Source organism: Rhodopirellula maiorica SM1 (assembly GCF_000346295.1).
Classification (GTDB): Bacteria; Planctomycetota; Planctomycetia; order Pirellulales; family Pirellulaceae; genus Novipirellula; species Novipirellula maiorica.
Window position 1 is genome coordinate 1 of the sequence record NZ_ANOG01000190.1, and the last position, 18,768, is coordinate 18,768.

Here is an 18,768-nt window from a genome sequence, read left to right on the forward strand (position 1 = left end):
CGATAGTCTTCGTACAGCTTCGCTTTGCCGCCAGCATGCCGCTTGTTGAAAGCGGCACGATGCGTCGCATCCACATCGGCGATCGCGACCAAATTGAGCCAGGACTTTGACGATGACACGTTTGCTTTAGCGATGCCGCCGGCACCGATTAGGCCAAGGTTGAGACGCTCGCTGCTGTCGGGACTTCTATCGGCTGCCAACGAGTGCGAGGCACTCGCCCATGGCGTCAAGATGGCGGCAGCCCCGGCGGCTGACTTCAGGAATTCGCGTCGTGGCTGATGATTAGTGCTCATTGAGAATCTCCGAATGATGGACGCAGTGAGAACCGCGCCGTTGGCATGAAAACGCGGAATCGTGTAGCGAGAGGATTAGTTTGGTTGCTTGACCTGTGCGGACTGGTAATCCCGAACCCAAATGTTACGGAAGCGAACGGGGCTGCGATGGTCCTGAAGCTTGATGGGGCCGCGAGGAGCATGCGCTTTGTACGAAGGCGGACGCGTATAAGGAGTGTCTCCCTTGACTTCAAAGTGATTCTGGATCAGGACTCCGTTATGCAGCGCGGTAATATAGGCGGGCGAAAGCAACTCTCCGTCATCATCGAATCGTGGCGCCGTCCAAAAAATGTCATAGCTGTTCCACTGCCCAGGAGGGCGCATTGCGTTGACCGCAGGCGGCACCTGTTTGTAAATCGCGCCTGCCTGGCCATCGAAGTAGGTTGGGTTTTGATAGGAATTGAGTACCTGGAATTCGTAAATGCCCATCAGAAAGATGCCGCTGTTGCCTAGCGCCTGCGATTTCCGCCTGCCTTGCTTCTCGACGGGCGATGACCATTCGACATGCAACTGGCAATCGCCGAAGGTCTCTTTGCTGAAGATGGAGCCATCTCCAACGACCAGATTGCCGTCCTCGACTTTCCATTCCTGGCCGTTTTTCCAATTGTCAATGTCCTCGGGCTCGCGAAAAAGAACAACCGCATCCGAAGGGGGAGCACTTGTCCACGCTGCCGGGAGTGACGACCGGGGGTTCAGCCCATGCGATCTCAGATTTGTACTCTTTGGAGTTCCCTTTTCCGGTTGCGTTCGCGAGTGTTGTATTCGTGAGCGTTACGTTCGTGGATGTTGCGTTCGCGGATGTTGCGTTCGCGGATGTTGCGTCCTGTTTCGCTTCGGCTTTTCGCGTACCCTGATTTGCCTTTTTCCGAATCGACGGGCGAGCTGGGGAAAGGGATCCATCAGGCCGAGTCATCACCGCGAGTGACCGTTTGGTCGCGTTGACGTCGGCGAGATACACGTCATAGGCCGACTGAAGTCGGGAAACGACGTCGGGGTACTGCTGGGCCAAGTTCTTGGTTTCTGAGATATCGGCGTCTGTGTCATACAGTTGGACGGGTAGCGGCGACGCGGCACGTCCTCGCGGTTGAGCTGCCTTGTCTTTACGAGTATTAGATTCCGACCACGGATAGAATTTCCATTTGCCACTGCGGACGGCACCGGCACCGTATGTGAACACGTAAGTGTCGTGAGGGCTCTTGGCACCTTCGAGGCCCGCCATCAACGGCCAGATGTCTTTCCCGTCAATCTTTCGCTCCGGCAATTCGCCGCCCGAAAGCCCAGCCAGGGTGGGCAACAGGTCAACGCTCGACGCCAATTCGGTGCACGTTGTTCCGGCTGGAATCTGCCCAGGCCACCACATCACTGTGGGTTCGCGCATCCCGCCGTCATAGATACTCCTCTTCTTGCCCCGCAGTGGTCGTGACGATCCGAGGGCCGCACCGTTGTCGCTGGTAAAGATCACCAACGTTTTCTCAGCCAGCTGTTCCTCCTTCAGTGTCTTGATGATCTCACCGACGGACCAGTCGACCTCTTCAATCGCGTCGCCCAGGGCGGTTTTCGTGCGACCCTGGAACTCGGGGGAAGCGGCCAGCGGTTGGTGGACCATCGAGTGTGGCAGATAGAGAAAGAAAGGTTTGGCTTTGTTGTCTTTGATGAACGCCATCGCTTCTTCGGTGTAGCGTTTGGTTAACGTGTCTTGATTCGCGGGATACTCCACAATTTCCTCGCCACGCATCATGGGTACCCAGTTCTTGACTTTCTTGCCCGCCTGGAGATCCTCGAGCGTGACTCCCTGACGCAGCACGATATCGCTGGCTAGCTGGTTGGCGGGGTCGATCCACATGTCGTTGCTGTAGGGGATGCCAAAGTAGGAATCGAACCCGTGGTACGTGGGCAAGCACGGTGGCAGATGCCCGAGGTGCCATTTTCCGACACACGCCGTCTTGTAGCCTGAATCTCTGAGCACTTCTGCGATGGTGACCTCATCAGGATTCAGCCCCACATCACCATCGGGAAACAATACGGGCCGCATTCCTAGCCGCTGATAGCGTGTTCCGGTTAGCAGCGCTGCCCGTGAACCAGAGCACACGGCACAGTCCACATAGAAATCGTCAAAGATCATCCCTTCGGCTGCCATTTGATCAATGCTTGGCGTCTTGGCTCCGGTCACTCCGTTAAATCCAACGTCGCCATACCCCATGTCGTCAATAAAGATGACAATAATGTTTGGTTGAGCTTTCGGCGAAGCGGAATGAGCCGCGCCGCCATGAGCAACCGTCATTAACATCGGCAGCGAGAGGCAAAGCAGCTTTGCGAGTCGATCAATCATGTATCTCATCTCCTATTTAGTCTGATTTTCATGTTGGGCACAGAGGTGGGGAGACCATCGAACCTGGCCGTGGTCGGTTGTGTTCAGCCAGAATGTCGTGTGATCACTCGCGAACAGGGTCGGGCAGGTCTTTCGTCAACGTTTCGTAAAGGCGAATGAGTTCCTCTTTCTTCTCTGGGTATTCTGAGCTGACATCCTTCGATTCAGACACATCTTCGGAAACCTTGTAGAGTTGTCCGGCAGCGGTCATGCTGGATTTGCGGTCCTTCACCCACTTGAAGTCGCCCGAACGGAGCGACCAGCTATCGCGGTCTTTGCGGCGAAAGAAGAACGCGTCGTGCGGGTTGCCTTTCTTTTTGCCCGTGAGCCACGGCATGAGATTGACGCCATCGATCGCTCTGTCTTGAGGAACCTTCGCACCGGCCAGCTCGACGGTGGTGGTAAACAGGTCCGTGGAGTTGACAATGCCGTCATAGTCTTCTCCAGCGGGAATCACACCCGGCCACGAAGCGCCGAACACGACTCGAACTCCGCCATCAAAGATCGTTCCCTTTCCGCTGCGGAGTGGCAGGTTGACTCCGCCGAAGTCAGTCGGGCGTGCAAGAGCCGCTCCGTTGTCGCTCAGAAAGACCACCAGAGTATTTTCGCGGACGCCGGCCTTCTCGATGGCAGCCATGATCTTGCCGACCCCGTTATCCAATCCGGCAACCATGGCGCAGTAGACAAGCCGCATCACTTCCGGGTCAGCATCAGGTGATCGAAAGTCAGACATGCTGAAATGCGGCAGTGCATCACGACCCTTGACTTGCTTAATGCGTTCATACACTGGCTCAAACCGCGGCTGGTGCCGGACAACCCGTTCGATGTATCGCTGCGTTGCCATCATGGGAGAGTGCGGCGCGTTGAACGCGGCGTACAGAAAGAACGGTACTTTGTGATTGCGTTCGATGAAGTCAACGGCTTTGTCTGCCAGGACGTCTGTCAGATAGCCTTTGAAAGTCACCTCTTCTGTGCCTGACAAGACCGGTTTGGCGTTCGAGAAGTAGTGATGGTTGCCGCCGAGGAATCCGTAAAACTCGTCGAACCCTTTCTCCAGCGGCAACTGGCCAGGGAGGTGACCCAAATGCCATTTTCCAATCACTCCCGATCGGTAGCCGGCCGAACGGATGATCTGCGGGATCATGATTTCGGAGGTCGGGACGCACGACTCGATGTTGTCTTCCAGGCCAAATCGACTGCTGGATCGCCCGGTCATCAGCGACGCTCGTGATGGGCCGCAGGTTGCATTCGCGACGTATCCGTTCGTGAATCGAAGCCCCGATCGAAATAGCTTGTCGATGTTAGGTGTGGTGATGTCCTTTGTCGCTTGTTCGTTCTGAACTCCGATGTCGGCCCAACCAAGGTCGTCAGCCATGATGATGACAACGTTCGGTTGGTCGGCACCATCGGTGCGGTGGGCGAAAGTGGCGACGGCGATTGATATCAGCACAAGATGTGTGAGTTGTGAATTCATGATGGGCATTTGTGGGTGAGGCTCAGTTTGCTCGATTTGTTTTCACGGCCAGTCCGTACATGGTCGAGTGAATTCCTTCGTCCTTGCGATTCGGTGGCGGGCCGAATTTGAGTTCACCTTTACTTGCGGATCGTTTCCAGACGTCGAACGTCATGTAGATTCCGTCCCCACTGATCAGCGCGTCGGGGTGCCCGGAGACCTCTCGATGCCATGGTCCAGTGCGCAGTTGAACACCGGTTCGTTGAAATTGCCCCTCCAGCCAATCGGGCGTTTCGTTGGGAGCGACCATCAGAAAAACATCGGCGGATCCGCCAAGCGTTACTGAAAGTTCAAATTGTTTGAAGTAACTCACACGGTAATAAGTGCGGATCAGGTCAGCACCTTCGAGCCAGCTAGGAAACTCCTGGCCCGGCATCGCCGACCAAACCGGATTCTCCTTATCGGTAAAGGCCAGAGCGCCGGGTTTCATCCCGCCTCGAACGACGCCGTAAAAACGCCTCAGTTCACCGTCTCGCAAGTTGTCATGGACTTCACGGACAACTCCGGTGCTCGGTTTGCCGGTCAAACCAGCTCGATCGGCAGCCAGCGAAATTTGTTGCCACCGCTCGAATCCGCCACGTGCTGAAAACCGCAGCGCCTCGCCTTCGGTGAGCGTGATGAATTCCGTCGACTGCGAACCCGCGTTGGGATGGAACTCAACCGACCCCGAAAAAACAGCAACGCGAGACTCACCATCCCGATCGGCTTCGATACCGAACTCCGTTCCCAGATCAACGACTTCACCGGCATTTGTAACCACCGTAAACCCTGTACCATCGTCGCCGACATTCGCGCTCAAGCAGCCTTCGACAAGCTTCAAACGCATGTCGCTTTCAAACGTCGCATCGACGGGTGCCACAAACTCCAATCGCACTCCTGATGCAAGCATCATGGTCAATGACCCGGTCTCAAGTTGAAAATCAGTCAGTTGCAACTCGTCGCCAACGCGAGGCGGATTTTCATATCCGCCGATTCGTACGCCGCTGAGAGACACGATTTGAGCGGTCGCACCTCCTGAGGAATTGGACGTAAAGAACTGAATCCCGATCAGCAACGTCGCGGCCACTGCTGCAGCCCATACGATTGCCTTGGGAATGCGGCGCCGATGGTTCTGCTTTGATGCCGTGCGCAGACACGTCTCTTCGGTATCCCATTTGGTCTTCGCCACCTCGCCCAATATCTGGTCGCGCACATTGGCTTCCACGAACTGACGCATGTGGTCAGGATGTTCCGCCAACCATGATTCCAGAGTCGCTTTTTCCGTAGCGGCAAGCGAATCATTCAACCAATCGTTGATCAATCCTTGAATCTCTTCGTCATTCATCGCGCGTCTCCTGTGGGCCGTAGATTCGCCTCGACGCAACGCCGCAGGGCATCGCGAGTCCTGTCAAGAATCTTCCGAACGTTTGCCGCCGTCAGACTCAAGCGTTCCGCGATCTCACCGGACGTCAGCTCCTCTGAATATCGCAGACGCACCAATGTTTGCTGGCGGTCAGAAAGCTTCAGCACACATTCGTCCAACACGACCGTTTCAATGTCCAGACGCGGTGATACCTCCGCCCACATCTCTGTGTACTGATCAAGAGGTCCTGCACTCAGGAAAACTCGATTTCTCGCGGCATCCCTTCGGTGTCCAAGAACCTCGAACTTCGCCATCCCCAATGCCCAAGGCAGGAAAGGTCGCGATCCATCATATTGATCAAACTTGCGCAGCAAGGCTAGCGACACACCCTGCATAACATCCTTAGCGGCCCATTGGTCACGGACTAGAGACGAAACGTATCTGCCGACGGAGGGTTGAGCTTCCGTCCAAAGCTGCGTGAATTGTTCCTGTTGCTGTTCGTTCAACATGATTGTTACTTCCCACTCGCAGTGCGTGACGGTCGCGTTGCGAGATCCACAAGCGCCGCCTGTTTGCTTGGGCTATTCGGGTGAAAGTCAAACGCGCGGAAGTACTTTAGCTGCTCCACCGTGTTCACGTCCTCGCCGCCAATCAGTTCCGCAAGCAACTCGCAAGCGTCGGGCGATCGCATGCGCCAAACGATCTCTCGCCCTGCAGCCGAATTCCATTCCTGTCCGGCAAGCGTTTTCCAAGCGTCAAAGCAGTTTTTTGAATTGCCATCCGCACCGATTCCTAATGCTTCCAGATACCATCGATCACCGGCACGATGCCCAACTGCGAGCCGCGCCCACATCTCGGCCGCGGCCTTGGAGTTCAATCCGTGCAGCGACAACGCAAGCTCACGCCGCACTTTTGGCGATGGATCATTCATCACGTCCTTGAGTACCGTCGTGACATCCAGCCCGTGCTGAACCGCGATCCGAACACCAACGACACGCAAGTCAGGCAACTCGTTAGCCATCGCTAGTTGCACATATTTCCGTGCGTCGATACTGCCAAGCACCCACAATGCCCGCGCTCGTAGCTCCGGTCGAACTTCTTCCGTGTAGAAGGAATGCAATGCTGATTCCGCCTTGGTGCCCATCTCACGCAGCGTCTTGGCCGCAAGATACCGAGCCGACGTATTTGGGCTTCGGAGCGCGGCGATCGCTCCGTCGACAGATTCATAGATAAGCTTAGGAACAGAATACTGATCCTTCAAACTGCTTGGTGTGACACGGAAGAGTCTTCCGCGCTTCGTGTCGCCCATACGATGACCGCCGACGCCTGGATCGTACCAGTCGGCAATGAACAGCGACCCATCAGGAGCCGCAGAAACATCGACCGGCCGGAACCACTTATCACGAGTCCCCTCAACCATACCGGCTTGCGATGCGTTGTAGCCAGCACCTCTTGCGGATAGCGAGTAGACACGGACAGAGTTCGGACCAGGGTCGCAATGGATCAGCCCATTTCTGTATTCCCGTGGAAGCAGGTCACCCTCGTAGAACATGATGCCGGTGGGCGAGCCAGCTCCGGTTTGCAGCACGTTCGGGACAACTCCCGGATCATTCAAATGCCAATGACGAAGAGACACGTCGTCGTGCATTCCGGTTCGGGGCGCGGACCATCGTGCCCCGGACACTTCGTCAACATAGCCATAGTTGCCATGCTGCATGACGTAGTTGATGCGAGTGGCTCGATTGCCATCGTCATCATTATCGGATTGCCAAATCGTTCCGAAAGAATCGACGCACAACTCCCAGGGGTTCCGAAAATTCCAGCCGAGCGTTTCCACATTGGAACCATCCGGATCGCAGCGAAAGACCATCCCTTGTCGGTAAGGCTTGCCGCTATCGGCGGCTTCGCGCCCAGAGCGATCCACGACAGGCTTGCCATCGGGCCCTTTCAGTTGATGCCCTTCATTACCGAAGTTGAAGTACAGCTTTCCGTCCGGCCCCGGCACAACCGCGTGAATTCCATGGTCGTGATCCGCACCGCTGATTCCAGTGAACAACACCTGCTTGTCGTCGGCTTTCAAATCACCATCGGTTTCCGCCAACGCAAAGATGCTGTCGCCGGCAGATACGATCACGCGATCACCGAGCACACAAATGCCATGCGCGGAATCAACATCTCGTCCTTGATAGAACACCGTCTGCTTGTCGCACTGACCGTTTCCATCGGTGTCTTCCAGTACGAGAATGCGGTCGCCTTCCTCTCGCACTTCGTTGTACGGGTTTCGGAAGTGTCGGTAGTTTACGACCTCGCAGACCCAGACTCGACCAAGGTGGTCAACATCGATGTTGCTGGGGCTAAACAAATCGGGTTCGGAAGAAAACAACTTGACTGCAAGGCCGTCAGCGACATCGATCCCCTCGGTCGCATCAGCGGCCTCCCGCGAGGCCGGCTTTAATTCGCCTGTTGCCACATCACCCAACTCATGAAATCCCTTTTCGTCCTTCTTTTTCAATAAGACCAGATAGTCGACAAGGTCCAACAACTCCTGAACGGACATCGACTTGTGCAGATTCTCAGGCATCAAAGAGACGTCTCGCTTGATGAACTCTTCGACGTCGTCCTGCGTCGTTGTGCGCTCAACGCCCTCGGCAGTCTTTAGAGTGATTTCGTTATCGGTCTCGCTGACCAGTAGCCCGTTCAAGACCAAACCATCAACGGTGAGGATCGAATACTGCTCGTAGTTGTGACTGATTCCTGCATTGGGATTCAGGATCGCCACATACATCGCCTCGCGTGATAGCTTGCTGCCGATCTCTGATAGATCCGGTCCAACTTCTTTTCCCTTGCCATGGACCTTGTGGCAGTTCCCGCAAGTACCTTTGCCATTGAAGACAAGCTTCCCGTTCTTGCCATCACCCCGTCGACGAACAAGCTGACGGATCGGTGGCAGCGTCTCACCGGTTGTCGTCGGTTCAGGCTTCAGCAGTTTTTCCGCTTCACTGCGAATCGCCTCATTCGCTGAAGTCATCATCGCATTGTATGCCGGGAACTTGCATTCGCTGGGCAAGTCACCGTTGCGAGCAAGTTGGAGCAGGAATTCCTGGCCGGTTTTCGCACGGCCGAGCCCCGCGGTGGCCGCGATCTTGAGCGCACTGGACGACCGCCCGATCACCAGGGACTTCAGCAAATCTCGCGACTCTTTGTTGTTCACCAGCCCAAGTCCACCGGCTACCAAAACGGCCGCTTCATCGTCTTTCGACAACACTTTCGCCAACACATCAAGCCCACCGTTACGAATCAATAGCCGGATCGCCTCCGCTTGAAGACTGCCATCAATGTCTGGCGTCAGGAAACTCGCCAACCCATCTGCATGTCCGCTCAGTTCCAGCTTCGAGACTACGTTCAGGTAGCTTCGCTGCCCCTTGTGCGATTCCAAGTAACGATCAACGCCTGCCTGCACACCTGGGTTTTCACGGACCAGCTCAACACCCTTTGGCCCAAGTCGAAGCAGCGACTCCACGACCGCTTGGTCAGATTCACGCTGGCCAGCAGCTGCATCAACGACCAAACCGCAAGCAGCGGCCAGGACAATAAAACACGTACGCACCGGTCGATCTAAGAATTTCTGCATAACTTGTATCACGTGTTTGGACTGGGGGTTTCTCGCTTCAATCACAAAATCTCCATGGCAACTGCCTTGCGTGACAAAAAACTAATGTTTTTGTTCAGGAAGCCGCTTCACGTCAGTGGCAATCAACGGAAGCATGCCGTCAGCAAAAATGGCTTTCCGACGAAGGCGAAAACAGATTTGGGCTGTACCTTCACTCTCCCTCTCTCCACGCTGGAGCCGTGGTGTGACAGAGCCTTCGATCTTTTCAGAAGAACGTGAGATTTTCACTTGTGGCTACTCTCGCCAACGCGTGGAAGAGGGTCACGATCCACCGTCTGGTGATGGTAGCTGCGAACCTCGATGTCGCCGCACAGCTACCGTTCCTGACGTCGCATGTTGCGATTCGCCTTGCGATTCCCGCTTTTGAGCGGATCGACGGACTCGGCCGGCAATTGCGATGACAACTCCGCAATGACTTTCCGAGAATTCGCGGCGTGAAGCTTGTTGTTCCACTCAAAGGGATCGCTGGTATGGTCGTACAGTTCTTCCGATCCGTCGTGATAGCGGATGTAGCGGTGCGTTTCGTTTCGCAATGCGAAATCATTCTTCATGTGTGTTGTGAGAGCTGAGTGCGGCCAGTCTTGACTTGGATTCTTCAGAAGCGGAACGACACTCCGTCCATCCAACTTATGCCCAGGATCATTAAGGCCACAGAGCTGAACAAGCGTGGGATACAAGTCCTGCAAAGAGACCGTTCGCTCACAGACCGTCCCGCCACTCGTCATGCCAGGTACGCGAACCATCAACATCACATTGGTGGTTTGCTCCCAAAGGGCGTATTTGGCAAAGTGATCCTTCTCGCCCATGTGAAATCCATGGTCCGCCCACACGACGACAATCGTGTTGTCTTTGTGTGGACTGGCATCAAGCGACGCGATCAAGTCGCCGAACAATTCGTCGGCAGCAGAGATGCATGCGAGATAATGGCGAATGGTCGGTTCCCAGTGTCCCGAATCGGCCAGCGCCTTACGATCGGGCCCCTTCCTCGCATACTGTTTGCCGACCGCAGGAAGGTCGTTCAAATCGTCGGATTTGTAGCCAGGCGGCGGGAAAGAATACGAATCCGCAGGATACAGGTCGATGAATCGCTGAGGGACAGTCCAGGGGTTGTGCGGGTAGCGAATTCCGTGGGCAACGAAGAATGGACGATCGTACTGAGCCGCGAGACGACTTTTGGTGAACTTCGTGATTTGGAAGTCGCTGACCTCCGATTCATCGATCGCTCCATAAGTGAAGTTGGCCGGTCCGCCAACCGAATCCGGAATCGGAGAAGGCTTGGCTCGTGGAGCAAACTTGCCTTCGCCTCCTGCATCATCGTCCCACTGGGCCTGCCACTGCGCGACGCTTGGCCGGGAGTGATAGAGTTTTCCGCAACCGGCCGTGTGGTAACCTGAATCACGAAAGGCCTGCGGCAGTGTTTTGACCGAAGACAGTAGCGGTGAGTCCTGCCATTGCTGCCCATTGGTGTAGAGGCCCGAACGATACGGGGCGATGCCACTGAGGATGGCACTTCGCGACGGGTTGCACATCGTGCCGGGCGAATAAGCACGGGTGAACTGCAGCGAAGTTTTGGCGAACGCCTCGAACGCGGGCGTCTTCACGCCAGGGTAGTTTTGCATGATCGTTGGGTAGTTGCACAAATCATCGATCACGATGAACAGCACATTCATCCCGCTCGCCCGATTGATGTGCGTGTTTACCGAGTGGGCTGATTCGACGCGTTCGGTGGAAGCGGGTGTGTTTTTTGGGTTGCCTCTTTTGGGGCCACTGCCGTTCTTCTTCTTTTTCTTCTTCGATCCAGTATCTTTTCCGCGAGCCTGCTTGACCATCTCGTTGCCGGTGTTCATGCGATCAATGGCGGCCATCTCCGTGTCTTGCCCCAGATCGCCCTGCGACTTCATCCACTGCGCGAGTTGCGATTTGAGCGATGAGATTTCGCTGGCGTATTTGGGATCGGCTGCCAGATTGTTTTGTTCAAGTGGATCTGCGACGATGTCGTACAACTCAAATTCGGGCCGGTTGTAATAGCGATTGACCAGTGCAGTGGCGTGCGCATCATCCTCGGCGGCCATCGTCTTCCATTCCCTGAAAAACTCTTTCTTGTCGATCGAATTATAGAATCTGGCATCGGGATCGAGATTGTGAATCAGCTTTAATTGGCTTGAGCGCACGGAGCGGATTCCGTAGTGGTCGGGACCTGCGAAGATGCCGCGTGATGTCTGAATCCCGAACACGTAGTTCTTGTGGTGATCTGTCTTTCCTGTCAGGACGCCCAACATGCTTTTCCCGTCAAGCACATCGGGGATGTCACCACCTGCTGCTTCGAGAAACGTCGGCAGCACGTCGACATATTCGACCATCGCATTGCTCTGTGAACCGGCAGCAACTTTTCCGGGCCAGCGGACGATCATTGCGGATTGCAGTCCGTGGTCGTAACACGTCCATTTGGCAAATGGGAAACTGTTCCCTTGCTCGGATACGACCATCACGACGGTATTGTTTTCTAGATTGTGTTTCTTCAGGAGCGCTAGGACCTGTCCGACCTGATCGTCGTAGTAGGTAATTTCGGCCAGATACTTTGAGAATTCTTCGCGGGTCTTGGGCGTGTCAACGAAATACGGTGGCAACTTGACGTCCGCTGGCGGATACGCCGAAGCGTCCCCTTTGTTCCACGGTGCGTGCGGCTCGTTCGAGCAAATGAACTGACAGAACGGTGTTCTGGATTCAGAGGACTCCTGAAACAAGTTTTTGATCGCGTTCATATCCGGATTCTTCTTGCCGGAATACTCGAACGGAAACGCTTCTTCCGGTGAAATGTGTCGTTTGCCAGAAAGTGCGACGCGGTAACCGAGCGGCTTCAGGTGATGCACGACACTCTGCACGCCGTCTTTGATGAAGGTGTGGTTGGGATACGCGCCGCTCTTTACCGGATAGAGCCCGGTGTAGATGTTGTGCCGAGTAGGTGAACACATCGGCGCGGCTTGAAAGCAACGCTTCATCCGCACGCCCTGACTTGCCAGACGGTCAATATTCGGAGTCTTCGCTTGCCCGCCGTAGCAGCCGATATCCCGAAAGGTGCAGTCATCGGCAATGATGAACAAGAAGTTTGGCTTAGCGGCTCCCGCGTTTGAAGAGCAGGACACGATCAAAATCAACATTGTCGGGAGTATTGAATACACCGCTTTTTCGTAAGCGCGATTCATGCGATGCGTCCATTCATGTTTATCCGATTATGCATTTCAAATGTCGTGAGAAAGGGACAATACGTAGCGGCGTCGGCGGTCAATCTTATAGGCACGACCCATTTCGGCGATCTCGCGAGACTTAGAAATCCATTCGCTCTCGGAACCTTTGACCAAATTGCCCGAGGTCGGCAACGTCTACGTCGTCGTCGCCGTCTACGTCAAAGTCCGAATTGAAATGATCGTCGCCTGACCGGCTGCGGAAGGCTGCACCGAACTGGCCCAAATCAGCTACGTCCGTATCGCGGTCTCCATCGCCGTCGCCAAAGAAACGGAAGAAGCCATCGACTTCCTCGTCCCCGAAGGAGTAGTTCTCGGCCATGTTGGGACCACCACCCACCGTCGCGACGCGCCACGCTAGAATGTTGAGTTGGTAGTTTCCGTCCCTCAACGTATGGACGCCGTTGTCGCGTTCGACGACAAGGTTCCCAGGGCTTCCAAACCTCAACACGCTGATGGTTTTGCCGCTGTCCACTGTCGCGTTCACTATCGGGCTATCAACCACCTCGCCAGAATCGCGGTTGATCACCTGAAACGCTGAATCGGGCGTCGTGACCTCCGTGTCAAAAAGGGTGTGACCGGCGTTCCGCCGGGCAACACGCGAGTTCCGACAGCTTGTTGAATGCGACAAGAGCTCGGTTGGTGTGTGTACGGGCCATGATCTTTGCTTTACGTTCGTCATGAAATTGGTTCCAGTAATCGCTCTGATATGTAGCTCGAACATGGAGCATACTGCGAGCGCCTTCAAGTGACCAACGCATCCCACTGCGTTCCATTCGATCTTTCACCAAGTGCCGACACGCTCCTTTAATCACGCCGGAGCAAACTGGGTAGCCCATGTCGAGGTATTCATCGTACTTCATCCTCTGAGCATGTTTTTCAAGATAGCCCGTGATGCGTGCAAGATCATCTGCCGCTTCGCCTGTGAGCTTGTGCAGCGAACCCATACGACGCAGACCCCGGATGACGCTCTTGACTTCGCCAGCAAGTAGCCGACCCAAAAGATCACGGGTGAAAGCCTCTTTCATCTCACTGCTCTGGTGAAACAACGCGGCGGACGCCCAGATGTAAACTGCCACGTGCAAGAAATCGAGTATCTCAACGGTGTGTTGATCGCAAAAGTGCATCGCCGAGGTGTCCCACAAAGCCTCTTGGCCATCCATCAAGACAATTAATTTCTGATCCTTAGCTCGACGTGATTGCACTTCGGTGGCGAGCCAAGCTAACCCACTGTGAATTCCGCTAATCCGAATTTCCTGATCGTCTTCCGCATCGACCTCAATGGTTGGGAAGTGAGCCGTCGTGTGCTTGAACTGCGGTTCGGGACGTACCGTGGGTGCGGTCGATGTGTCGACTTGAGTGGGATCCTCTCGAAAGAGTGCGGCTAGTAGGTCTTCGGCCGTGCGATAATAAGGATCGACACTGTAGAGACTTGTGACTGTCGCCATGCGTCGATTGCCAGGACGTTTCTTGGCGGTTTGAAAGGCTTTCACTTTCGCGGCATCCTTTTTTAGCAACGGGACGCCTTTGCAGTCCGCCGTAGCGACGAGGAACTCCGCTTCTTCCTGCGGATCGGGTTTTGGGAGCCGATCCAAGAACTCCCCGGCGTCGACGCCCATGCTGAGATTGATCGCTTCCATGGTGTCGACCGAGAACTTGCCACCGAAAACCAGTTCCAAATGGTCTGCTGCTTGATTGAACGCCGCTTCGGCACAGAATGCCTGTGAGATTTCCTGGAGCAGGAAAGACCAACGTGACGGCGGTAGCTGCATCCGAGCACTCACCGGTCGCAGTGCAATCGTCTTGTTCTTTCCAGCGGCATAGGTAAACTCCTCGAAGGTGTGCATCCCAAAGATGGACCGAATGTGGGTGGTGGCGGTCTGCTCGCTGCGTTTCAAAACTGGCCCGCTGTCAGTGGCGACTTCGTCACCCAGATCACTGTTTCCTTGCATTGAAATGAAAAACTGCATTGCTTGGCAACCGATTGTCCTGAGAGCATCTTGAACGGATCGCTCGGTTTGATCGAACGAGTGTCCTTGCCTGGCAGCCTCACGAACACTCATACGGAGGTGATCGGCATGTTGCTTCAATTGCTCTGCAAGATCGGCAGGCGATTGCGGAGACTTTGTCGCCGAAGTGGGGTTGCCATTTGCACTTGAATGTTCGACGCTCATCTTAGCGGCCTCCTGCCGGTATGATTCGGATGTCGAGAACCCAGATCATGGCAGGTTGGCCGCTTTTTCGTTACCCAGATCGGCAATTCCTCACAGAGTGACCGGCGGAACGCCGGTCACACCCTGTCAAAAACTACTGCGACCTCGGTTACATTCGATCGATTCGAGGAATCGTCGTTAATCACGACGCGCTCAACGATCGGCGCCGGATCCGCAACGAGCGCCACAACATAGTCCTCGACCTCACCGTCGATGGCCGTTCCTGACGGATCGAGATCGCCTGCAGTACTCACCCGAATGCGTGCGTAGGTATTGCCAACAACGGCGCCATCGGGGATCGCAAAATTCAACGTCTGCAGGCCCGCAACCACCGGCACGCTGTCCAGGATCTGGTCCGTCGCGTCCCATGTCGCGTTTCCGTCAAAATCGAGCCAGGCGTCAACTCGTGCGACATCAGCATTTTGCAAGTCGATGTTGACTGCCGCCACCGAACTAGCCAGTCCAATCACGCCAAACATCACACCGTCCTCGTCGTTGCCATCCGCATCGGCGTTGGCGCTGGGTGCCCCTCAAATTCACCGTCTCGGGTATCACCCAATCGCGGCCCTGTCACTTCATGAGCGGCGCCATCGTCACCAACCAGGGTCGGATAGGGGGCGGGCGCGTCGCCAAAATCGGTCGACGGTTGGGCTGGAATGTAGGGCTTCGCAAACCACCAATCGGCCGCCTCGGAACTCGCAGTAGACACCATTTGAAACTCTTGGGTCAGCGGCGCGCCGCTGCTGTTATTCGTTCGCAACAACTGAAGGAATTTGCCGTCGAGGGCGCTGCTAATGTTGTGCCATCCGTAGATTTCGGGATCAATCGACCATTCAACGGAGTCTCCAGTGGTATCCGCTGGTGCGTAGTCCAGCTGAGAGCCGTTCCACCGAAGGAGCTTTCCATCATTTGCCGATTGAATGTACTTAGTTCCATTTCCGGAATTGCGCAACAGCCATTGTACGGCCACATCGTCTCGCCGAATCCAAGCAGTCTCGGGGCCTGCCGAATCATCGTTCTTAATCCGATGCTTGGCCTGCCGGTTGTAGATCATATAGGGGGTGTCGTTGTGAATAGTCGTGTCACCATCCCAGGCGGCGTATGCCTTTCCAAACGCAGTGATGTCGCCGTTGACGAAGAAGTCAGAACGTGGGGTCGACTTGGTCCAAGGACTATCTGCCAGACTTGTCCCTGAAAACAGGAACACGGCGTATTTGCTCAGGTTTTCTTTCGTCTCCGCCCGTCATAAAAACTCAAGAATGAAGCTTTGAATATCCTCTTCGGTCCAGTTTCCTGAGCCGCCGCTCCAATCGACAACAGAAAACTCAGTCAGCCAGACATCGCGGCCATTGGAAGCGTCCTGTGCCGCGTCAACTCGATTAAAGACACTTCCAACGTTGGGCCCCGCGTACCAATGCGCAGCACCGTAATCGGTCCGGTATCCCAGCTGATCGGCATCGTCCATGAAAGTGGCAAGCCAGGTGTTACTTGCGTTGATAGTTGCTGGCACTGGCGAAATCAGAGGTAAATCTAAATTTTCGAGCCGCGGCCAAAGCTCCAGCGCCCGCTCGACAGTCATATTCGCCTGCTCTGGACGATCCGGTTCGTTGAACCCAAGAAAGTACGACGGCTTCACATCGCGGTGCCAGTCACCGTATTTCGTATGCAGCGTCGAAAAGTCAGGCCAACCGGCTCGATGCTGCATGGGCACATAGAATTGATCTACAGGGAGATCGGGATCGCTACGATTCCAGTTGTAAGCCCACCCGGTCCCATAGGAACCCACCCAACCACCTGTGCCCTTTTTGAAATAGTCGTCTCGAAAGAACGGTTTCCATTCCTGCTGATTGATGGGATTGGTGGACGTATCGACGGACTGCTGTGTGAGCTCTGCGGACGATCCACCACTGGTCTGAATCGCCATCCCCGACCACACGTTGATCAGTTGGTAGTAGCCGGAATCTGTCGTCTCGAGCCGCCAGAGCTGATGCGGGGCGGCCGAGTATTCACCCTCAACAATTGCGGCACCTGACAGGAGCGATGCATTTTCCACCTCCAGTGCTCTGCCGCTAACCCTGTTGCGAATTCGGTACGCATCAAGTGCATAAGAATACAACAGCTGAAAACGACTCTCTTGAAGCAACAGGTTGCCAGAATCCGTTTGCGTGACGCCTGCCTCGGAAGCAACCAGTACATCGCTGCTTCCTCGTGCAGCAATCCGAAACCATGCATCGCCGAATTCAGCGAATTGAGTGTCGGGTTTTGCCGCTCTTTGGACGGACGTGCCAAGCGGGAAACCCGCTTCACTTTCGTTACTGTTCGTTCTCGGAAGAACAACCAATTCCCTAATGCGTCCATAATTCTGGTCAAAAGTCAATCGAACGTTTTCAATCGCAACAACCTCAGAGAAGTTAACAACAAGCTCCGCTGAGGTATTTCCTGTAACCGAGTTGCCCGTGGCGGTTCCAGACGAAACGCTACTAATCGGGGCTGAGATCCAGTCAGTACCGTCATAGAATTCAACGTTGAAGTCAGCAAGCGGATCCGAGACACTGCTTCCGTTTTGAAAGCCAGAGTACACGTGCAAAGAACCTACGCGGTGCGGACTGACGAGCTTGGCCTCAATGGTGTTCGGTTGTGTGCTCGACGGATCCGCCAACCAGCGTGAATTGTCGGCAACCAAACCATCGACCGCATTGGCTGCATAGTAGACTCCCTGCGCATTTTCAAACACCGACGACACTGTCGGCGCGCGCTGCGAAGCTAAATTGAGGTTCACGCCCGTGCCTAGTGGATGCCCCATTCCACCATTGGGCGGCAGAAGAACAAACTCCTTTACCCGAATAGCGGAAAGTGCGGTGTAGATACGAAAACGCGTCGCGTTCTCCACAGCCTGGGGGAAGATTAGATTCAGCTCCGTGTTGGTGTTTTCCGACACGCTCACAATCGTTTGCCAGTCCGAACCGTCGTGGTACTGAATCTGGAAAGCACTTGGTGCGTAACCGTCGTCTAGCCCAAATAAAGCTGGACCGACCCAACGGGATATGGCGTTTGCAGTTGCACCTCCAACCAGTGTGGCCCTGAGCCTCCGGGATACCAAACCGAGTCGTTAGAAACAACTCCATTAGTCGTTTCGCTGGGCTTGGTTCCGCCGCCACTTAAGTCCGCGTTTGTGTACTGGAACTTGGTCAGGTTCAAAACCGGGTACTCCGGCCCTGCCAACATCCGGCGAGTCTCGAGCCCCTCGAAACATAAGCGGCGTGTGAAAGATTTCCGTTTATTTGGTCCACGCATCATCGAGCACACGAGCCATTCCTGCTTTAACGCCTGATCGCTATTGAACTGTTGTAATATGTTTGTAAGGGCCTCGAAGGCAGGGATTGCAGCGTCTGGGGCATTCTCCGGACGTTTGCGCCCCAATCAATCGCAACGTTGGAGGCAATTCAGAAGGGTGCTCCTTGCTCATGAAAGCATGCACGAGTCCACCACCGTCCCAGGCTCGTTCTTGTGTCTCACGGACGACGATCAGCGTGATAATTCCGTTCGTGTCTGACTCAATGAAATCTCGGATCCGGTCTCCTGAGACGCTAACACTTCCGGCTTGCACACCAGCGAGTAGATAGAAAATGCATCTCGTCACTGTAACGTAGCTCATTCGGAAACCTGTTCATTCGGGTCCGAGTTATCGGCCATACCCTCATCTCGTGCCCGAATGGCGTCCCAATCGACGTCACTCTTTGGTTCGAGTTTTCGAGTCTCCGTAGATTGTGTACAACCAGCGACCCCGGCAATGGGTAGACAAATCAAAAGAGAAAGTAGCCAGGTGAGGCCTACGTCGTGTTTGAGCTTCATAGTGTTAACCGTTTGGGCAATGATGAGGTTTTCTGGATTGATCCACTTGACGTTAGAAATCATTCTCGATTCTCTCTTTGCCGCCGATCGAGCCAAGTGCACCCCAGACCCCGTACGGGCTTTCGCGACCTTCATTGTTGTAGTCTTTAGAAATGCTATCGGCGTTGCGATCACCGGCGTCAATGGAGTCTGTGATGAATTGGACTGAACCGTCTGCTAATAAAACATGTGCCCCA

Annotated in this window: 13 protein-coding genes and 1 pseudogene; all 14 read right to left on the reverse strand. The window is 54.9% G+C overall.

Translation table 11 applies throughout. The features are described 5' to 3' along the window. Positions 1-293, reverse strand: a pseudogene (locus RMSM_RS05810) (gfo/Idh/MocA family oxidoreductase); the annotation flags it as partial. A 75-nt stretch (positions 294-368) separates the two neighbouring features. Next, entirely contained in the window at positions 369-1,043 is a 675-nt protein-coding gene (locus RMSM_RS41980; protein ID WP_315850130.1) for a 3-keto-disaccharide hydrolase, read from the reverse strand. Beyond that, positions 940-2,661, reverse strand: a complete 1,722-nt coding sequence (locus tag RMSM_RS05820) for a sulfatase family protein (RefSeq protein ID WP_008692914.1) — start codon at positions 2,659-2,661, stop codon at positions 940-942. Before RMSM_RS05820 ends, RMSM_RS41980 begins: the two co-directional genes overlap by 104 nt. Before the next feature lie 103 nt (positions 2,662-2,764). After that, a complete protein-coding gene (locus RMSM_RS05825) occupies positions 2,765-4,075 on the reverse strand; it encodes a sulfatase-like hydrolase/transferase (RefSeq protein WP_236622024.1) in 1,311 nt (436 codons plus the stop codon). A gap of 121 nt (positions 4,076-4,196) precedes the next feature. Further along, a complete protein-coding gene (locus RMSM_RS05830) occupies positions 4,197-5,537 on the reverse strand; it encodes a FecR family protein (protein ID WP_008692916.1) in 1,341 nt (446 codons plus the stop codon). Further along, on the reverse strand, positions 5,534-6,064 hold the full coding sequence (locus tag RMSM_RS05835; protein WP_040764286.1) for a sigma-70 family RNA polymerase sigma factor: 531 nt from the start codon (positions 6,062-6,064) through the stop codon (positions 5,534-5,536). Before RMSM_RS05835 ends, RMSM_RS05830 begins: the two co-directional genes overlap by 4 nt. A 5-nt stretch (positions 6,065-6,069) precedes the next feature. After that, positions 6,070-9,186: a PVC-type heme-binding CxxCH protein gene (locus RMSM_RS05840; protein WP_008692918.1), complete on the reverse strand. Its 3,117-nt coding sequence runs from the start codon at positions 9,184-9,186 to the stop codon at positions 6,070-6,072. Between the two features lie 353 nt (positions 9,187-9,539). Further along, a complete protein-coding gene (locus RMSM_RS37795; protein ID WP_236622022.1) occupies positions 9,540-12,368 on the reverse strand; it encodes a sulfatase-like hydrolase/transferase in 2,829 nt (942 codons plus the stop codon). 181 nt (positions 12,369-12,549) lie between these two features. After that, positions 12,550-12,954 carry a hypothetical protein gene (locus tag RMSM_RS05855; protein ID WP_144057405.1) on the reverse strand — a complete coding sequence of 135 codons (405 nt, stop codon included), beginning with the start codon at positions 12,952-12,954 and terminating at the stop codon, positions 12,550-12,552. A 76-nt stretch (positions 12,955-13,030) separates the two neighbouring features. Further along, on the reverse strand, positions 13,031-14,641 hold the full coding sequence (locus tag RMSM_RS05860; protein WP_008692921.1) for an ISKra4-like element ISRma1 family transposase: 1,611 nt from the start codon (positions 14,639-14,641) through the stop codon (positions 13,031-13,033). A 116-nt stretch (positions 14,642-14,757) separates the two neighbouring features. Further along, positions 14,758-15,159, reverse strand: a complete 402-nt coding sequence (locus tag RMSM_RS05865) for a GEVED domain-containing protein (RefSeq protein WP_008692922.1) — start codon at positions 15,157-15,159, stop codon at positions 14,758-14,760. Next, entirely contained in the window at positions 15,159-15,887 is a 729-nt protein-coding gene (locus tag RMSM_RS05870; RefSeq protein WP_040764291.1) for an RICIN domain-containing protein, read from the reverse strand. Before RMSM_RS05870 ends, RMSM_RS05865 begins: the two co-directional genes overlap by 1 nt. 36 nt (positions 15,888-15,923) lie before the next feature. Then, a complete protein-coding gene (locus RMSM_RS36465; RefSeq protein ID WP_052031510.1) occupies positions 15,924-17,618 on the reverse strand; it encodes a glycosyl hydrolase in 1,695 nt (564 codons plus the stop codon). A gap of 966 nt (positions 17,619-18,584) precedes the next feature. Next, a partial coding sequence (locus tag RMSM_RS39295) for an H-X9-DG-CTERM domain-containing protein (protein ID WP_008692928.1) occupies positions 18,585-18,768 on the reverse strand: 184 nt, incomplete at its 5' end.

Excerpts from the sequence above, each read along its gene's own strand:
- RMSM_RS05860 (WP_008692921.1), bottom strand. The coding sequence starts at position 14,641 with ATGAGCGTCGAACATTCAAGTGCAAATGGCAACCCCACTTCGGCGACA.
- RMSM_RS05830 (WP_008692916.1), bottom strand. The coding sequence starts at position 5,537 with ATGAATGACGAAGAGATTCAAGGATTGATCAACGATTGGTTGAATGAT.
- RMSM_RS05835 (WP_040764286.1), bottom strand. The coding sequence starts at position 6,064 with ATGTTGAACGAACAGCAACAGGAACAATTCACGCAGCTTTGGACGGAA.
- RMSM_RS05825 (WP_236622024.1), bottom strand. The coding sequence starts at position 4,075 with ATGGCTGACGACCTTGGTTGGGCCGACATCGGAGTTCAGAACGAACAA.
- RMSM_RS05865 (WP_008692922.1), bottom strand. The coding sequence starts at position 15,159 with ATGTTTGGCGTGATTGGACTGGCTAGTTCGGTGGCGGCAGTCAACATC.
- RMSM_RS05840 (WP_008692918.1), bottom strand. The coding sequence starts at position 9,186 with ATGCAGAAATTCTTAGATCGACCGGTGCGTACGTGTTTTATTGTCCTG.
- RMSM_RS05820 (WP_008692914.1), bottom strand. The coding sequence starts at position 2,661 with ATGATTGATCGACTCGCAAAGCTGCTTTGCCTCTCGCTGCCGATGTTA.